The 16706-nt window shown below is 72.0% G+C and carries 13 protein-coding genes; 3 read left to right on the top strand and 10 right to left on the bottom strand.

All coding sequences use genetic code 11. The annotated features are described in order from the left end of the window. Nucleotides 1-1314, bottom strand: coding sequence for an extracellular solute-binding protein (locus AB0K12_RS31280; protein ID WP_364569107.1), 1314 nt, complete (start codon nucleotides 1312-1314; stop codon nucleotides 1-3). A 137-nt stretch (nucleotides 1315-1451) separates the two neighbouring features. Here AB0K12_RS31280 and AB0K12_RS31275 point away from each other — a divergent pair, with 137 nt between their 5' ends. The 3 genes from AB0K12_RS31275 (at nucleotide 1452) to AB0K12_RS31265 (ending at nucleotide 4424) form a co-directional block, all read left to right on the top strand. After that, complete coding sequence (locus AB0K12_RS31275; protein ID WP_364569104.1) at nucleotides 1452-2600, top strand: ROK family transcriptional regulator; 1149 nt, start codon at nucleotides 1452-1454, stop codon at nucleotides 2598-2600. A gap of 57 nt (nucleotides 2601-2657) precedes the next feature. After that, the gene (locus AB0K12_RS31270) at nucleotides 2658-3263 is read left to right on the top strand and encodes a M15 family metallopeptidase (protein ID WP_364569101.1); all 606 of its coding nucleotides are present in this window, start codon (nucleotides 2658-2660) and stop codon (nucleotides 3261-3263) included. A 75-nt stretch (nucleotides 3264-3338) separates the two neighbouring features. Further along, nucleotides 3339-4424 (top strand): glutamate--cysteine ligase, encoded by a 1086-nt coding sequence (locus AB0K12_RS31265; RefSeq protein WP_364569098.1) that lies wholly within the window; start codon nucleotides 3339-3341, stop codon nucleotides 4422-4424. Nucleotides 4425-4443: 19 nt separating this feature from the next. Here the strand turns inward: AB0K12_RS31265 and AB0K12_RS31260 are convergent, their stop codons facing one another. From AB0K12_RS31260 to AB0K12_RS31220, 9 genes are all read right to left on the bottom strand, one after another. Continuing rightward, the gene (locus tag AB0K12_RS31260; RefSeq protein WP_364569095.1) at nucleotides 4444-5190 is read right to left on the bottom strand and encodes a sulfite exporter TauE/SafE family protein; all 747 of its coding nucleotides are present in this window, start codon (nucleotides 5188-5190) and stop codon (nucleotides 4444-4446) included. Further along, entirely contained in the window at nucleotides 5187-6941 is a 1755-nt protein-coding gene (locus AB0K12_RS31255) for a gamma-glutamyltransferase family protein (protein ID WP_364569629.1), read from the bottom strand. Before AB0K12_RS31255 ends, AB0K12_RS31260 begins: the two co-directional genes overlap by 4 nt. Before the next feature lie 52 nt (nucleotides 6942-6993). Then, on the bottom strand, nucleotides 6994-7962 hold the full coding sequence (locus AB0K12_RS31250) for an oligopeptide/dipeptide ABC transporter ATP-binding protein (protein WP_364569093.1): 969 nt from the start codon (nucleotides 7960-7962) through the stop codon (nucleotides 6994-6996). After that, nucleotides 7959-8924, bottom strand: a complete 966-nt coding sequence (locus tag AB0K12_RS31245; protein ID WP_345398852.1) for an ABC transporter ATP-binding protein — start codon at nucleotides 8922-8924, stop codon at nucleotides 7959-7961. Before AB0K12_RS31245 ends, AB0K12_RS31250 begins: the two co-directional genes overlap by 4 nt. Continuing rightward, complete coding sequence (locus AB0K12_RS31240) at nucleotides 8921-9766, bottom strand: ABC transporter permease (RefSeq protein WP_345398855.1); 846 nt, start codon at nucleotides 9764-9766, stop codon at nucleotides 8921-8923. The genes AB0K12_RS31245 and AB0K12_RS31240 overlap by 4 nt, the downstream gene beginning before the upstream one ends. Continuing rightward, nucleotides 9759-10718: an ABC transporter permease gene (locus AB0K12_RS31235; RefSeq protein WP_364569088.1), complete on the bottom strand. Its 960-nt coding sequence runs from the start codon at nucleotides 10716-10718 to the stop codon at nucleotides 9759-9761. The genes AB0K12_RS31240 and AB0K12_RS31235 overlap by 8 nt, the downstream gene beginning before the upstream one ends. Next, nucleotides 10718-12337: an ABC transporter substrate-binding protein gene (locus tag AB0K12_RS31230; RefSeq protein ID WP_364569085.1), complete on the bottom strand. Its 1620-nt coding sequence runs from the start codon at nucleotides 12335-12337 to the stop codon at nucleotides 10718-10720. Before AB0K12_RS31230 ends, AB0K12_RS31235 begins: the two co-directional genes overlap by 1 nt. Before the next feature lie 90 nt (nucleotides 12338-12427). Continuing rightward, entirely contained in the window at nucleotides 12428-13105 is a 678-nt protein-coding gene (locus AB0K12_RS31225; protein WP_364569082.1) for a GntR family transcriptional regulator, read from the bottom strand. After that, nucleotides 13098-16706: hypothetical protein (locus tag AB0K12_RS31220; RefSeq protein WP_364569079.1), on the bottom strand; the 3609-nt coding region annotated here is incomplete at its 5' end. The genes AB0K12_RS31225 and AB0K12_RS31220, both read right to left, overlap by 8 nt.

The raw sequence follows: 16706 nt of genomic DNA, 5'->3' as shown, positions 1-16706 counted from the left end.
TTACTGGTTCAGGATCTCTTCGAGTTCCTTGTTGGCGTCAGCCAGGGCGGTGTTGGCGTCCTTCTTGCCCTCGATGACGTCGCGGGCCGCGTTCTGCAGCACGGCCTTGGTGGCGTCGGCCTCCGACCAGTTGGGGTCGGCGGGGAACGCCTTGGCCTTGGCGAAGGCCTGGGCGAAGGCTCCCTGGGCGGGGTCCTCGTTCAGCGCGGCGAGGGTGTCGGGGTAGACGGGGAGCAGGCCGCCCTCCTTGGCGTAGCGGTCGGCCCAGGTCTTGCTGGTGGCCAGCTTGATGTACTCCTTGCCCAGCTCGGCCTGCTGGGTGCCGCCCCACAGCGCGATGTCGTTGCCGCCGAAGAAGGACGGCGCCACGCCGCCGCTCTTGGCGGGCAGCGGGAAGAAGCCGAGCTTGTCGCCCTTCAGCTTGCCCTTGGAGTCCTCCTCGATGCCGGGCAGGTCCCATCCGGCGGTGAGGTACATGGCGACCTTGTCGTTGGCGAAGCGCTTGCGGATGTCGGTCGTGTTCTGGGTCAGGTTGGCCTTGCCGGACAGGCCGTCCTGGACGAGGCCCGTGTAGGTGGCGAAGCCCGCGGCGAAGCCGGGCTCGGTGAGCTTGCCGACCCACTTGTCGCCCTCCTTGACGGCGTACTCGCCGCCCTCGGACCAGGCGAACGCGGCCAGGAGGTGGTTGGCGTCGGAGCCGCCGTTGAAGGCGAAGCCGTCCACGCCCTCGCCCTTCTCCTTCTGGATCTTCTTGGCGGCGGCGACGAGCTCGTCCCAGGTCTTCGGGATCTCGATCTTGAGGTCCTCGAACCAGTCCTTGCGGTAGAGCACGGCGCGGGCGCCGGCGCCCCACGGGATGGCGTAGATCTCGTTGTCCACGGTCTCGTAGCCGTAGAGGTTCTCGGGGATCTGGGCGCGGTCGCCCTCGCGGGCGATGTCCGTGAGCGGCTCAAGCGCGTCCTGGCTCTGCCACATGGGGACCTGGTCGTTGCCGATCTCGGTCACGTCGGGGCCGGTGCCGGTGGCGGCGGCGGCGAACTTGTCGGCCACCTGGGGCCACGGGATCCACTCGAGCTTGACGTCCGCGCCCGTCTTGGCCTTGAACTCGGCGTTGAGCTCCTCCATGTACTTCGCCGCGGCGGGGTTGCTGTCGCCGAGACGCCACACGCTCAAAGTCTTGCCCGCGAAGGCGGGGCCCGAGGCGGCGGCGCTGGGTGAGGACGTGGTGGGTTCTTCACTTCCGCCGCAGGCGGCCAGGCCCAAAGCCAGCGCGGCCGAGGTGGCCGCGGCGGCTGTGATCTTCGCGATCCTCACAGGGTTCTCCCTTCCCGGGTGCTGGCCAACGGTCCGCACCAGGCTGATCGTCATATGCCGAACGATGGTGTTAAACTAACAAGAAACTTTCTTAAAAGAAACGCTCGTTAGCCGATCGTGACGGAGAGAGGGCACCGATGAGCCGAGACCCGGGAACTCCCCGGCTGCTGCGCCGGCTGAACGACCGCGCGGCACTCGAACTGCTCCTCGGAGACGGCCCGCTCACCCGCGCCGAGCTCGGCGAGCGGACCGGTCTGTCCAAGGTAACGGCAGGTCAGCTTCTCGCTCGACTGGAAGAGCGGGGCCTGGTCGAGGTGGCGGGAGAAAGGGCCGGGGGCAGGGGACCGCACGCCGCCCTGTACGCCGTGGTCCCGTCCAGCGCGTACGTCGCCGGCCTCGAAGTCCTGCCCGACAGCCTCAAGGTCGGTGTGGCGGACATCACAGGCCGCACGGTGATCGAGATCACCCTCGACCCCGCCGACGGGCGCGACCCGGTCAAGGCCGTGCACGCCGCCGTGCGCCGGGCCTGCGACGCGGCCGACATCGACCTGTCGCGGCTGCGGGCTTTCGTCATCGGCAGCCGCGGCGTCGTCGATCCCGGCAGCGGGGACGTGCGCTGGTCGTACGACCTGCCCTCCTGGCACGTCGGCGTGCTGGCCAGCCTGCGCGAGACGCTCGGCGCGTCGGTCACCATCGAGAACGACGTCAACCTCGTCGCGCTCGCCGAGCACCGCTACGGCGCGGCCGTCGGCCACGACGACTTCGTGGTCATCTGGGCGGGCGTCGGCCAGGGCATGGGCGTCATGCTCGGCGGCCGGCTGCACCGGGGCAGCACCGGCGGGGCGGGCGAGATCGGCTGGCTGCCGGTGCCCGGCGAGCCGCTGCCGACCGACGTCGCGGAGCCGCAGTCGGGCTCCTACCAGCGGCTGGTGGGCCACGCCGCGCTGCGCGGCCTCGCCGATGAGCACGGCGTGACCGGCAATACCGTGCCCGACCTGCTGCGCGGCGGCGACGACGGCTTCCTCGACGCGGTCGCGGCGCGCATCGCCGTCGGCGCGGCGGCCGTCAGCGTCGTGCTCGACCCCGGGCTCATCGTGCTCAGCGGCGACGTCGGCAGGGCGGGCGGCGCCCGGCTGGCCGCGAAGGTGCAGGAGGCGGTGGCCGGCCTCTGTCCCACCCCGCCGACCGTCGTCACCACTCGGGTGGCGGGCAACCCGGTGCTGCGCGGCGCGCTCGTGGCGGCGTTGGAGCAGGCCCGGGAGCAGGTCTTCTCCGACACTGTGTGAGAATCACTGCCCATGTGGCAGTCCCCGAACGATGTCGTGCTCATCTCCGATGCCCGTGTGACCTCGATCCCGGTCAAGGAGGTCGGCGAACCGCTGGTCGACGTACGCGGGCGGCTCCGAGTCGACACCCGCCTGGCAGACGACCAGGGCGCCTACGCCCACCTGCGGGCCGGGGTGCTGCGGCGGCTCGAACACGCCGAGAGCCTGCTGCCCGCCGGATACCACCTGCTCGTGGTCGAGGGCTACCGGCCGGTCGCGACCCAGCGCCGCATCTTCGACGGCTACCGGGCCACGCTGACCGGGCTGACGCCCGAGGAGTCGTACGTCGCCGCCAGCCGCTACGTCTCCCCCGTCGAGGTCGCCCCGCACACCGCGGGCGCCGCGGTCGACCTCACCCTGGTCTCGCCCGACGGCACCGAGTACGACATGGGCACCGAGGTCAACGACAACCCCGAGCAGAGCGAGGGCGCCTGCTACACCGCCGCCCCCAACATCTCCGACGACGCCCGCGCCCACCGCAAGCTGCTCGGCGCCGCGCTGGAGGCCGCCGGCCTGGTCAACTACCCCACCGAGTGGTGGCACTGGTCCTACGGCGACCGCTATTGGGCGATGTCCACCAAGAACGACCACGCGCTCTACGGCCCCGTCGAGTTCACACCCTGACAACCCGGGTTTTCCGGGCGGTGAGGTGGGGGCACAACTCCCTACGGAGATGTGGACTCCCAGCGAGGTGTGGGCATGATTCCGCTCATCGGGATCGAAGAGGAATACCTCGTCGTCGATCCCCGCACCCGCCACGTCGCCCCCCGGGCGGCCGAGGTCCTGGCCGCCGCTACGGACGTGCTCGACGTGGTGCAAGAGATCACCCGCTTCCAGGTGGAGGCGCGCACGCCGCCCTCCGCCGACCTGAGCGAACTGGGCCGGCGGCTGCGCGCGGCACGCAAGGAGGTGGCGGGCGCAGCCCGCTCGTGTGGGCTCGCGGTCGTCGCCAGCGGCATCCCGGTGCTCGGCACCGTGATGCCGCCGCCGCTCACTGACGACGACCGCTACCTTCAGGGCCGCGTGCTCTACCGGGCGCTGCAGGACGAGATCAGCATCTGCGCCCTGCACGTGCACGTGGACGTGCCCGATCCGGAGCACGCCGTCTACGTGGGCAACCACCTGCGGCCCTGGCTGCCGACGCTCATCGCCCTCGCCGCCAACTCGCCGTTCTTCGTGGGCCGCGACACCGGCTACGCCTCCTGGCGGGTGATCAGCTGGGGGCGCTGGCCGGTCTCGGGCGCGCCGCCGTACTTCGCCTCCTACGGGGCGTACGAGGGCGCGCTACAGGCCCTGGCGAAATCGGGGGCGCTGCTCGACGCCAAGACCGTCTACTGGGACGCCAGGCCGTCGCCCTTCCTGCCGACCGTGGAGATCAGGGTGGCCGACGTGCCGCTCGACGTGGCCGACAGCCTCACCATGATCGGGCTCATCCGGGCGCTCGTGGTCACCGCGCTCGGCGCGGTCAGGCGGGGTGACCTGGGGCCGCCGGTGCCGGGGGAGGTGCTGCGCGCCGCGTACTGGCGGGCGGCGCGCTACGGGTTGCAGGGCGAGATCCTCGACGTGCGCGACGGCTCGCTCGTCCCCGCGGCGGTGCTGGCCGGGCGGCTGCTTGAGCACGTACGCCCGGCGCTGGCCGACGCCGGTGACCTGCGGTTCGTCCAGGAGGGCCTCGACCGGCTGCTGCGTGCCGGGTCGGGGGCGATGCGGCAGCGCAGGGCGTACGAGCGGGGCAACGACCTGGCGGAGGTGGTGGACGACCTCATCGAGGCCACTGTCGCCTGAACCGGCCGCCTGAGCCCGGTCAGCGCAGGGCCAGCGCGATCGAGACGCCGAGCCCGAACACGACGACCACGCCGCGCAGCACGGCGGGCGGCATGAGCCGGGCCACGCGGGTGCCGAGGAAGCCGCCCGCGAGGCTGGCCGGCGCGATCACCGCCACGGCCTGCCAGCGCACGGGGCCGAACAGCGAGAACGCGACCACCGAGACCGAGCTGATGACCAGCGAGAGCGCGGCGCGTACCGCGTTGACGCGGTGCAGGTTGTCGTGCAGGAACATGCCGAGCACGGTCAGCAGCACCACGCCCATGCCGCCGTTGAAGTAGGCGCCATAGCAGCCGCCGACGAACACCCCCGCGTACACCAGGCGGCTGGTCCCGCCGCCCTCCTCGCCGCCGAGGTGCTTGCGCAGCCACGGCTGGGCCAGCAGCGCGAGGCTGGCGAAGCCCACCAGCCACGGCACCAGTGACTCGAACAGCCGGCCCGGCGTGAGCAGCAGCAGCGCGCTGCCCACGCAGGCCCCCAGCACCGCCGCGACCGACAGGACGGTCGCGCGGTGCTGCTGGCCGCGCAGCTCGGCGCGGTAGCCGAGCACGCCGCCCAGGTACCCGGGCCAGAGCGCGACCGCGTTGGTCACGGTCGCGGTCAGGCCCGGGTAGCCCAGCGCGAGCAGCGCCGGGAAGGACACGAGCGTGCCGCCGCCGGCCAGCGCGTTCACCACGCCGGCCAGCAGGCCCGCCCCCGCCAGGAAGAGCAGGTCGTGGAGGGTCATCGGCCGGCGGCGTAGCCCTGGGCGCCACGCGGGTTGGCGGCGGCCTTGAGCAGGTCGCCGTCACGGGCCACCGCGCTGAGCCGCCCCAGCGACCACGGGCCCTGCGTCTCGACCTCGTGCCCGCGCCGCCGCAGCTCCGCGACGACGGCCGGGTCCACGCGGTCCTCGACGTGCATGACGCCGGGGCGGGAGCCGCGCGGGAAGAACGAGCTGGGGAAGTGCTCGCTGTGGAACATGGGGGCGTCGACGGCCTCCTGGAGGTTCAGCTTGCCGTGCACGACCGCGAGGAAGAAGTTGAGGCTCCACTGGTCCTGCTGGTCGCCGCCCGGGGTGCCGAACGCCAGCCACGGCTTGCCGTCCCTGAGCGCGAACGACGGCGACAGCGTCGTACGCGGCCGCGCGCCGGGCCGCAGCGCGGTGGCCACGCCCTCCTGCAGCCAGAACATCTGCGCCCTGGTGCCCAGGCAGAAGCCGAGCTGCGGGACCGTGGGGGAGCTCTGCAGCCAGCCGCCGCTGGGCGTGGCGGAGACCATGTTGCCGAAACGGTCCACCACGTCCACGTGACACGTGTCACCCTTGACCATGCCGTCCCGCGCCACGGTCGGCTCGCCGACCCCCTGCGGCTTGCGGCCGCCCGACACGCCGGGCGCGGCGCTGAACGTGCCGGGGTCGGGGAAGACCGGCAGCCTGGGCGTGCGCCCGCCGGGGGCGCCCGGCCGCAGCTCCAGGCTGGCCCGCGCGCCGATCAGCGTCCGCCGCTCGGCGTTGTAGGCCGGGCTCAGCAGGTCGGCCATGGGCACGTCGGTGTCGCCGTACCAGGCCTCGCGGTCGGCGAAGGCCAGCTTGGCCGCCTCGGTCACGGTGTGCACGTAGTCGGCGCCGAGGAACTCCATCGACTCCAGGCCGGTGCCGTCCAGCAGGGCGAGCTGCTGCAGGAACACCGGGCCCTGACCCCACGGGCCCGTCTTGGCCACGGTGTGGCCCTGGTAGTCGAAGGTCAGCGGCTCCTCCACCGACGCCCGCCAGCCCGCGAGGTCGTCGCCGGTCAGCAGGCCGCCGTGCACCTCGCCCGAGCTGTCGCGCCAGGCCGTCCTGGCGCTGAACTCGGCGATCGCCTCCGCGACGAAACCCTCGTACCAGGCCTTCCTGGCGGCCTCAAGGCGGCCCTCACGGGTGCTCGCCGCCGCCTCGGCCTCGGCGACCAGCCGCCGGTACGTCGCCGCCAGCACCGGGTTGGCCAGCTTCGTGCCCGGCTCGGGAACGTTCCCGCCGGGCAGCCACGTCGCCGCCGAGGTGGGCCAGTCGTCCCTGAACAGGCCCTCGACCGACGAGATCGTGGCCGAGATGCGCTCCAGCACCGGCACGCCGTGCTCGGCGTAGTGGATGGCCGGCGCCAGCACGTCCGCCAGCTCCCAGGTGCCCCAGCGCTCCAGCATCAGCATCCAGCCGCCGAACGCGCCGGGCACCGTGGCCGCGAGCAGGCCCGTGCCGGGCACGACGTCCAGGCCCAGCTCGGCGAAGCGCTCGATGGTGGCCGCGGCGGGCGCCACACCCTGCCCGCACACGACCGACACCTTCTGCTCCTCCTCGCTCCACAGCAGGATCGGCACCTCGCCGCCGGGGCCGTTCAGGTGCGGCTCGGCGACCTGCAGCACGAACCCGGCGGCCACCGCCGCGTCGAAGGCGTTGCCGCCGCGCTCCAGCACGCCCATGCCGGTGGCCGAGGCCAGCCAGTGCGTGCTGGCGACCATGCCGAAGTCGCCCGACAGCTCGGGCCTGGTGGTGAACAAGACTTTCTCCTTCTCATCGGGGGGCGGCGGCGTCGGGGACGCGGTCCGCCGTTACCAGGTGGCAGGCGGCGGGGTGACCGCTGCCACGTGGGTCGTTCAAGAGGGGCTCGGTGGTGCGGCACTCGTCGTACGCCAGCGGGCACCGCGTGTGGAAGCGGCACCCGGCCGGCGGATCGACCGGGCTCGGCACGTCGCCGCCCAGCACGATCCTGCGCCGCTCCCGCTGCCTGACCGGGTCGGCCACCGGCGCCGCCGACAGCAGGGCCTGCGTGTACGGATGCCGCGGCTGCGCGAAGATCTCGGCCGTCGGTCCCGACTCGACGATCCGGCCCAGGTACATGACCGCGATCCGGTCGGCCAGGAACTCCACCACCGACAGGTCGTGGGTGATGAACAGGCACGAGAAGCCCATGTCCCGCTGCAGGTCGGTGATGAGGTTGAGCACCGACGCCTGCACCGACACGTCCAGCGCCGAGACCGGCTCGTCGGCCACGACCAGCTTCGGCTCAAGGACGAGCGCCCTGGCCAGCCCCACCCGCTGCCGCTGCCCGCCGGACAGCTCGTGCGGGTGGCGCCTGCGCATCTCCTGGCGCAGGCCGACCTTCTCCAGCATGGCCGCCACCTTGGCCGCCACCTCGCGCCGGTCGCCCACCTTGTGCCGCAGCAGCGGCTCGGCCACGATCTGCTCGATCGTGAAGCGCGGGTTGAGGGAGGAGAACGGGTCCTGGAAGACCATGTGGACGTCCCTGCGCAGCGGCCGCATGGCCCGCCGCGACAGGTGGGTGATGTCCCGGCCGGCCAGCTCGATCGAACCGGCGGTCGGCTCGGTCAGCCGCAGCACGCACTTGCCGACCGTGGACTTGCCGCTGCCCGACTCGCCGACCAGGCCGAGCACCTCGCCCTCGCCGATCTCCAGCGACAGGCCGTCCACGGCGCGTACGGGGCCGTAGTGCTTGACCAGGTTGTCGATGCGCAGGATCACCGGTCACCTCCCGGGTGGTAGCAGGCCGCCAGGTGGCCATCGCCCTGGCGGGTGAGCGGCGGCCTGGACAGCCGGCAGTCCGCCTGGGCGCGCGGGCAGCGGTCGTGGAAGGCGCACTCGTCGGGGTCCGACAGCGGCGACGGCACCATGCCGGGGATCTCCGCCAGCCGGCCGTTGACCGCCGCCGACGGCAGGGCCTTCATCAGGCCCAGCGTGTACGGATGGCGCGGGTTGGCGAACAGCTCGGTCACCGGGGCCTGCTCGACGGCGCGGCCCGCGTACATGACGACGGCCCTGTCGGCGATGTCGGCCACCACGCCGAGGTCGTGCGTGATGAGGATGATCGCGGTGCCGAGCCGGTCGCGCAGGTCGCGGAAGACGTCGAGCACGCCGGCCTGGATCGTCACGTCGAGCGCGGTGGTGGGCTCGTCGGCGATGAGCACGCGCGGCGAGCAGGCCACCGCGATCGCGATCATCACGCGCTGCCGCATGCCGCCGGACAGCTGGTGCGGATACTCCTTCATGCGCCGTTTCGGCGCCGGGATGCCGACCAGCTCCAGCAGCTCGACCGCGCGCGCGGCGGCGGCCTGCCGCGACAGCTTCTCGTGCCGCCGCAGCACCTCGCTGATCTGGTAGCCGACCGTGAACGACGGGTTGAGCGAGGTCATCGGCTCCTGGAAGACGACCGAGACCGTCTTGCCGCGCACCCGCCGCATCTCCGGCTCGGGCAGCGTGGTCAGCTCGCGGCCGTCCAGCGTGATCGAGCCCTTCAGCCGGGTCGTCTCGGGCGGCAGCAGCCGCGGCACCGACATCGCGGTGACCGACTTGCCGCAGCCTGACTCGCCGCACAGCGCCAGGATCTCGCCCTCGTCCAGGGTGAGCGAGATGTCCCTGACCGCCTGGACGAGCCCGTCCTCGGTGGCGAAGCCCACGCTCAGGTCGCTGATCTCCAGCAGGCTCATCGGGCGCTCCTCGGGTCCAGTACGTCACGCAGCCCGTCGCCCAGCAGGTTGAAGCCGAGCGTGGCCAGGGCGATCATCAGGCCGGGCCAGATCGCCAGCCAGGGCGCGTCGCTCAGATACTGCTGCGCGGTCGTCAGCATCACGCCCCACGACGGGGTCGGCGGCTGCACGCCCAGTCCGAGGAACGACAGCGTGGCCTCGCCGATGATCGCGGCGGGGATCGCCACCGTGGCCTGCACGATGAGCGGGCTCAGGCAGTTCGGCAGCACGTAGCGGAAGATGATGTGCCCGTCGCCCGCGCCGTCGGCGACGGCCGCGGCCACGTAGTCCATCTCCCTGACCGCCAGCACCTCACCCCGGGTGATCCTGATGACGGCGGGCAGCTGGGAGAAGCCCAGCGCCAGCACCACGCCCTTCAGCGAGGGGCCGATGATGGCGGCCAGGCCCACCGCGAACACCAGGAACGGGAAGGCCAGCGTCACGTCCACCAGCCGCATCACGATCGGGTCCAGCCAGCGCCGGTAGAACCCGGCGACCAGCCCGATCGGGATGCCGACCACCATCGCGAGCAGCGTGGACAGCACGCCCGCCTGCAGCGAGACCTGCGCGCCGTGCGCGATCCTGGCGAACGCGTCGCGGCCCAGGTCGTCGGTGCCCATCGGGTGGGCGCCCGACGGCGGCGCCAGCGTGGCCATGTAGTCCTGCGCCGCCGGGTCGCCCGTCACGAGCGGCCCGAGCAGCGCCAGCAGCACGAACGCGACCACGAGCACGAGCCCGGCCATCGGCATCGGCCTGCGGCGGAAGCGCCGCCACAGCCGCGTCCTGCGCATCACCTCAGTCATGGCCGCCTCCCGACAACCGGATCCGCGGGTTGAGGAAGGCGTAGGCGATGTCGACCAGCAGGTTGACCAGCACGTATCCGACGACCGTGACCAGCACGACCGCCTGGATGACGGGATAGTTCCTGGTCAGCACCGCGTCCACGGTCAGCTTGCCGAAACCCGGGATGACGAAGATCTGCTCGGTCACCACGGCGCCGCTGATCAGCGCGCCGAGCTGCAGGCCGAGCACGGTCACCACGGTCGTCAGGCTGTTGCGCAGCGCGTGCGCGCCGACGACCTTGGTCTCGGGCAGGCCCTTCGAGCGCGCGGTCCTGACGTAGTCGGCCGACAGCGCGCCCAGCATGGCCGAGCGGGTCTGCCGCATCAGGATCGCCGCGAAGCCCGTGCCGAGCACGACGGCGGGCAGGATCATCCGCTGCAGGTTCTGCACGGGGTCCTCGGTGAAGGGGACGTACCCGGAGGCGGGCAGCACCCGCCAGGTCACCGCGAACAGCAGGATGCCGAGCAGGCCCAGCCAGAAGTGCGGCACCGACAGCCCGGCCAGGCCGAAGCCGGTGGCCAGGTAGTCGGCGACCTTGCCGCGCCGTACGGCGGCCACGATGCCCGCGCCCACACCGACGATCACCGCGACCAGCATGGCCAGCGCCGACAGCTCCAGCGTCACCGGCAGCCGCTCCAGGAGGATGTCGGCCACCGGGAGCTGGTCCTGCGTCGAACGCCCCAAGTTGCCGGTCAGCGTCTGGCCGAGGTAGTCGAGGTACTGTGCGGGCAGCGGCTTGTCCAGGCCGAACTCGTGCCTGATCGCCTCGATCGCCGCGGGCGACGCCTCCTGGCCGGCCATGACGGTGGCCGGATCGCCGGGCAGCGCCCGTACGCCCAGGAAGATCAGCACGCTCGACAGGAACAGCACGATCACGGCCGACCCGCAGCGCCGGAGGATGAACCAGAGCATCAGGCGGCGAACCCGGCGGTGACGAAGCGCGGCAGGCCGTCCTTGAAGTACTGGACGCCGGCGACGTTCTTGTTCATGCCGAGGTAGTACAGGTTGTGGTACAGGTACACGACGCCCCGCAGCTCGGCGGCCTTCTTCATGGCGGCGCCGTAGAGCTCGGCGCGCTTGGCCTGGTCGGTCTCGGCCGCGGCCTGCTTGATCGGGTCGTCGATGCCGGGGTCGGACATGCCGGCGTAGTTGTTGCTGCCCTGCGTGGTGATGAGGTTCGTGAGGTTGCCGTCCGGGTCCACCCGGCCCGACCAGCCGCTCAGCAGCACGTCGAACTTGCCCGCCTTGCCCTGCTCCAGCACGCTGACGAACTCGGCCGTCTGCACCTTGACGTCGAAGCCGGCCTCCTTGGTCATCGACTGGATGACCTGCGCCAGGCGCTGGTTGACGGCGTCGTTCGGGGTGGCCATGGTGACCGTGATCGGCGTCGGCACGCCGGACGCCTGCACGAGCTGCTTGGCCTTGGCCAGGTCACGCTTGGGGCAGGCCGGCAGGTCCTTCGCCCGGTACGGGCTGTCGCCGGGCACCGGGTAGCAGTCCACCTCGTGCAGCCCGTTGTAGACGGTCTTGTTGATCGCGTCCCGGTCGAGCGCCAGCTCGAACGCCTCGCGCAGCTGCGGGCTCTTGCCCAGCGGCGTGTCCACGGGGCCGGGCTTCGCGGTCGAGCCCTTGACGTTGCCGATGTTGATCTGGAAGCCGTAGTAGCCCAGGCCGCCGCCGGAGACGACGGTCAGGTTGGGGTCGTCCTGCACGCCCTTGACGGTGTTGGTGGCGAGCTGGTCGGCCACCTGCACGTCGCCGGACTTCAGGTTCGCGGCCCGCACGTTCGGGTCGACGATGATTTTGTATACGAGCTTGTCCAGCTTGACCTTGGCGGCGTCGTAGTAGTCGGGCGACTTCTCCAGCACGATCTGGCTTCCCGAGGTCCTGCTCGCGAACTTGAACGGGCCCACGCACACCGGGTTCGCGCCGAAGTTGTCGCCTTCGGAGTCGAGCGCCTTCGGCGACATGATCATGCCGGCGCGGTCGGCGAGCTGTGCGGTCAGCGGCGTGAACGCCTGGGTCAGCTCAAGCTTGATCGTGGACGGGTCCGCCACCGTCACCTTCGACACCGCGGCCAGGTCGGCCTGCCGGGCGGACTTCTCCCACGTACGGTGCCGGTCCAGCGACTTCTTGACCGCCTCCGCGTCCAGCGGCGTGCCGTCGTTGAACTTCACGCCCTCACGCAGCTTGATCGTCACCTCTTTGCCGTCGTCGGACAGCTCGGGCGGGGCCGCGGCGAGCTGCGGGACGAGGGCGGACGAGGCGTCGATGTCGTAGAGCTTCTCGCACATGCTGGTGAAGACCTCGCGGCCCACGAGCGTGGTGGAGACGCTCGGGTCCAGCGCGTCGGGGTCGGCGTTCAGCGCGATGTTGAGTGTGCCACCGGCCTTGACCGGCCGGTGGTCGGCCGAGGCGGTCGCTATGGAACTAGGTGCCGCGGGGGTGCTGCTCGTTCCGCCTCCACCACAGGCCGTCAGGGCAAGGGGGAGAGTGACGAGCGCCGCGGCGACCTTGGGTGACGGTCGCATGGTGCCTCCGGTTAAACGTTTAGGAGACTGTATACAAGGTCTGACATTTCAGTGGTGTTTCGTTACCCTATGTCGTTACCTGAGTGTTTCCTAATCGTTTGCCGGTTTTGGCTTCCGGCTCGCCGCCGCGAGGAACGACCGCCGCGCCGCCGCCACGTGCGCGACCGCCCTGGCCTGCGCCTCGTCCTCGTCGCCCGCCTCGATCGCCTCGCACAGGCTGAGATGCTCCTGCCACGAGTGCGGGCCGCGTACGGCGGCGGTCTGGCTGAAGACCCACTGCGCCCGCTGAAGCATCGGCGTCATCATCAGCGCCAGGTAGGAGTTGCCCGCCGCCTCGCCCACCGCCAGGTGGAAGGCGGTGTTGAGGTCGGCGACCTCTTCGAGGCGGCCGCTCTCCACCGCCGCCTTGGCCTGCTCCAGCACATGACGCAGCCTCGCCACGGCCTCGGGGGTGTGCTTGCGTGCGGCCAGCCGTGCCGCGAGGCCCTCGATCGCCATGCGGACGTCGAAGAGCTCCTCGCCCTCCTCCGCCGACAGGCGCGCCACGGTGGCGCCCAACCGGGGGACGACCTCGATGAAGCCCTCGGCGGCCAGGACCCTGATGGACTCGCGTACGGGGTTGCGCGAGACGCCGAGCGCGGCGGCCAGCCGGTCCTCGACCAGTCGCTCACCCTGAGCCAGCTCGCCGGAGAGAATGCGGCGGCGAAGCTCCTTGGTGACCTTGTCGCGCAAGGTCCGATGGGCCGCGCCCAGCGTCAAATCAGCCATAGAGGAACTTATCGTATACAACGGACAAGTCTTCTCGGGTCGGCCTCGCCGGCAAGGTCGGCGGCCCCTGCCACGACTGCCTCGACGGCCAGCGGGTCGCCGCGAACAGCGCCAGCAACTGCTCCTTGTCATCGGCCCGCCAGAACAGCTCGTCCGCCAGCATCCGGAAGCTCAGGCTGCCCATCTCCGTCAGGTCCGCCGCGGCGCCCGCCTCACGGTAGACGTCGTGACTGCCGACGGCGTCCAGGTGGCCGCCGTTCGGCAGCGCCTCCATGCCCGCGTTGCGCAGCGCGGCGTCCACGATCGCCAGCGAGAGCTTCACCTGCGTCTGGATGACCGCCGGATCGAGCGAGCCGTCCCACAGCCGGAACCCGACCCGGTCATCGTCCCCGCCTCGGATGCCGGTCATGTCGATCGCGTCGTCCCGGCCGTGCCTGCGCAGAATCTCCTCCACCGAGGCGTCCCGGCCGAGGGGCTCCTCGTTCGGCTCGCGCCGCCACAACCCGTTGTGCTCCTCACGTTCCGGGTTCTGCGCCAGCCGGAAGAGCGTGTCGGCGTGGTGATCGACGTACGTGGCCAGGGCGCGCTGAGCGTCCACCATGCGGCCGATGGGACCGGTGCTCACGTCGACGTGGGCGGCGGTCCGGTACGTCGCGACGCCGCCGAAAGCCCTGATGATCTCGACGGCCTGCTTCAGGTCCGACCACGTCGAGCGCACGTCGTGCATGAGGGGTGAGACCAGCACGCTGTGCGCCGGGGCGCTCCTCAGCAGCTGCCACCCCTGCTCGCCGTCGATCAGCCGGGCCTGGCGCAGGAGAGCGTCGATGGTCGCGAGGGCGTCGTCCCTGATCCTGGCCGGCAGGTCGAACTCGATCTTCACGGCGAACCCGTGCCCGCGGTCACGCGTACCGACGCCCGCGGTGACGTTCTGCATCATGTACGGGATCAGCGTCTCGCCGTCGGCCACCCGCGCCAGCGCCCGCTCGTAAGCGCGCCGATAGGCGGCGAAATCGCCGGTGAACGACACCTCGGGGACGTCCGGCCAGCGCCCCCACGCCCACCAATGATCATTCCAGATGCCGAGTTCGGCCTTCGCCGCTCGCCACTCCTCGGGAGCCGTGTGGGTGCCGCGATTGAAGATGCGATTCACGTTCCGGAAGGCTTCCTCCCAGCGTTGCTCCGCGAACCGCCGCGCGGCGCGCGCCTCCTCGGGCGACACGTTGTGCAGGCCGGGCTCGGCGTCACGCAGGGCCATCGGGCGGCCGTCGCCCGCCACGCCGTACGGGTCGCGCGGGTCCGGGCCCCGCAGCGCCTCCACCACCTGCCAGCGGTTCACCAGGCGGGAGAGATCGAGGCCGTTGCGCCCGGCCTCCGCCGCCCGCCGCACCAGCTCCGGCACCGAGTGCCCGAGCCCGGCGTCGTACGCGAGCCGCCGCAGCGGGTCGAACACCCAGGCCGGCCGATCCGGAGCAGGCCCGGCGAGCTCCGCCAGCCTGCCCAGGACACGCGCCTGGTCGTCACGCACGGCGGGAAGGTGGTGGTCGTCGGCCAGCCGCAGGCCGTCCCACAGGTGGGGATCCCGCGCCCGATGCGTCGCCAGCAGCTCATGGAGCTCCTGCAGGTCTGCCGCCCGCGTCGGATCGGAGCCGTGCTCACGGGCGTCCGCGGCCAGACGGAGCAGCTGTTCGACCGATCCTCCCTGGCCCAGCTGGTGCGCCAGGTCCTCGACCGGCTGGTGATGGGGCGTCCTTGGCGGCACGTCCGGCGCCCCAGCGATGCCGTGCAGCGCACCGAGCATCCGGGCGTCTTCCAGGCCGAGCCCGTCGACGCCCAGCTTCACCGACGCCACCACACCCGTCCACAGCTCCGGCTCCACCTGCCGGAACGCCGCCATCACCGCATGGAACTCGCCCGCGTGGTGCAGCCCGGGAGGCAGGAATCCGGCGGCGTCCGCCGCCCGGACGAGCGGCAGTACCTGGTGATAGCGGTTGAGCCCCTCCTTCCGCATCCAGGGGAACAGGTAGCTGTCGAGCTCCTGGATGCTCAGGTGCGGCGACATCATGTCGACCAGCAGCCCTAGCGTGCGCGCGTCCTCCGGGGTCGTCACGTCCAGCAGCGCCCGGTGCCGGTAGCCGAGCCAGCGAAGATTGTCGCGGGGCATCGCGAGACGGAGCGCTTCGGCCAGCATGGCACTGCCGCGTGCCGCCTCCGGGGCCATGCCCTGGCGCTGGGCGTCCTGGTAGAGCTCCACCACGGCGTCCACGGCGTACCTGTTGGCGAACAGCTCCTCTGCCAGGCTCTCGATCGCGGCCTTCGGATTCTCCCTCTGCAGGCTCGCGTGCATCTGGGTCAGGGTCAGGGCGGTCGCCTCGTCGGCGCGCACCGTGGGCAGCTTGTTGATCAGGGCCCAGCCGGGCAGCAGGAACTCGGGATCCGGCCGGGTGGCGCCTCCCCGCCCGCCGCCCTGTCCGGTGAGCAGCCGCTCAATGCGGTTGGGGCCGTCGGCACGGCTCTCGCCGTCGCCGGGGGTCCAGCGGTGGAACGTCGCCGCGGCCTCGGCGAAGCTGCGCGGCCGCGAAGGCGCCACCACCGGGTGCCCGCCGACCAGCACGGCATCGGGCCCGCCTGACGCCGCCGCGAGTGGCCGCCGCGCCTCCTGCGACGCCCCGCCCGCCTCGGGCGCGTGCTCGGCCGCCTTGGGGCGGGTGTTCTGGTCGTGCGCGGCGTCACGACCGACCGCCTCGCCCGAACGCTCCGGCGACTGGGCACTCACCCGCTCGGGTGGCTGAGCGCCCGCACGCTCCGGAGACTGGCCGGGCCCGCGCTCGGGAACCTCGGCGGTCACGCGGTCAGGGCCGGCGGTCGCCGTCGTCGAACGCTCACCTGCAGCACTGTCCGGCCGACTGTCCGGCTGGCTGCCCGGGCGGGTGTCCGGCGGGTCCTGCCGTGCGCCCTCGCCGGCCCGGCTCGCGTCGCCGGCCCGGCTCGCGTCGCCGGCCCGGCTCGCGTCGGCGGCCCGGCTCGCGTCGGCGGGCCGGCGGCCGTCCTGGCCCTGGAGCCGTCCGTTCTGTGCGGGTGGGTCGGTCTCCGGGGCGGGTGTGCGGGGGGTCTGCGTTCTCGCCTCGGGGGTCTGGTCCTGGGCGGGGAGTCCTGGCACGTCGTGCGGCCGGGCAGGGGCGACGATCACGTCGGCGGGCCGGTCGCCGTTGGCCTGGCGCGCGGGTGGCGGGGGAGGCGCGGTCATGTCCGTACGCGGCGGGGCGACGATCGTCTGCTGGTCGCTGGTCGCGACGGGGGCCCGCTGGGCGTTCGGGTCGGAGGTCTCCTGCCGCGTGCCGGGGGACGTGTCCTGTCCCGCGTTCTGGGCGGAGTCGGGCCTTGTGCCGCGTCCGGTGGCGTCCGGGGTGGTGTCGCGCCCGGTGGGTTGCTCGGCAGGGGTGTCGCGCTGGGCGGTGCCGGCCTGATCGTTCCGGGAGCCGGTCGTGTCCCGCTCGGATGCGTCCTGGTCGGTGGTGACCTGTTCGGCCGGTTCCACGGGGTGGAGGGCCGCGGCGACGGCCGGGACGGTCGCGGGCAGCGCCGAACTGGCGGGCAGGGCGCC

Origin of the sequence: Nonomuraea sp. NPDC049419 (genome assembly GCF_040676995.1) — a bacterium.
GTDB classification, from domain to species: domain Bacteria; phylum Actinomycetota; class Actinomycetes; order Streptosporangiales; family Streptosporangiaceae; genus Nonomuraea; species Nonomuraea salmonea.
Note: the sequence above shows the minus strand (reverse complement) of the source record. Positions and strands in the feature narration are given on the sequence as shown.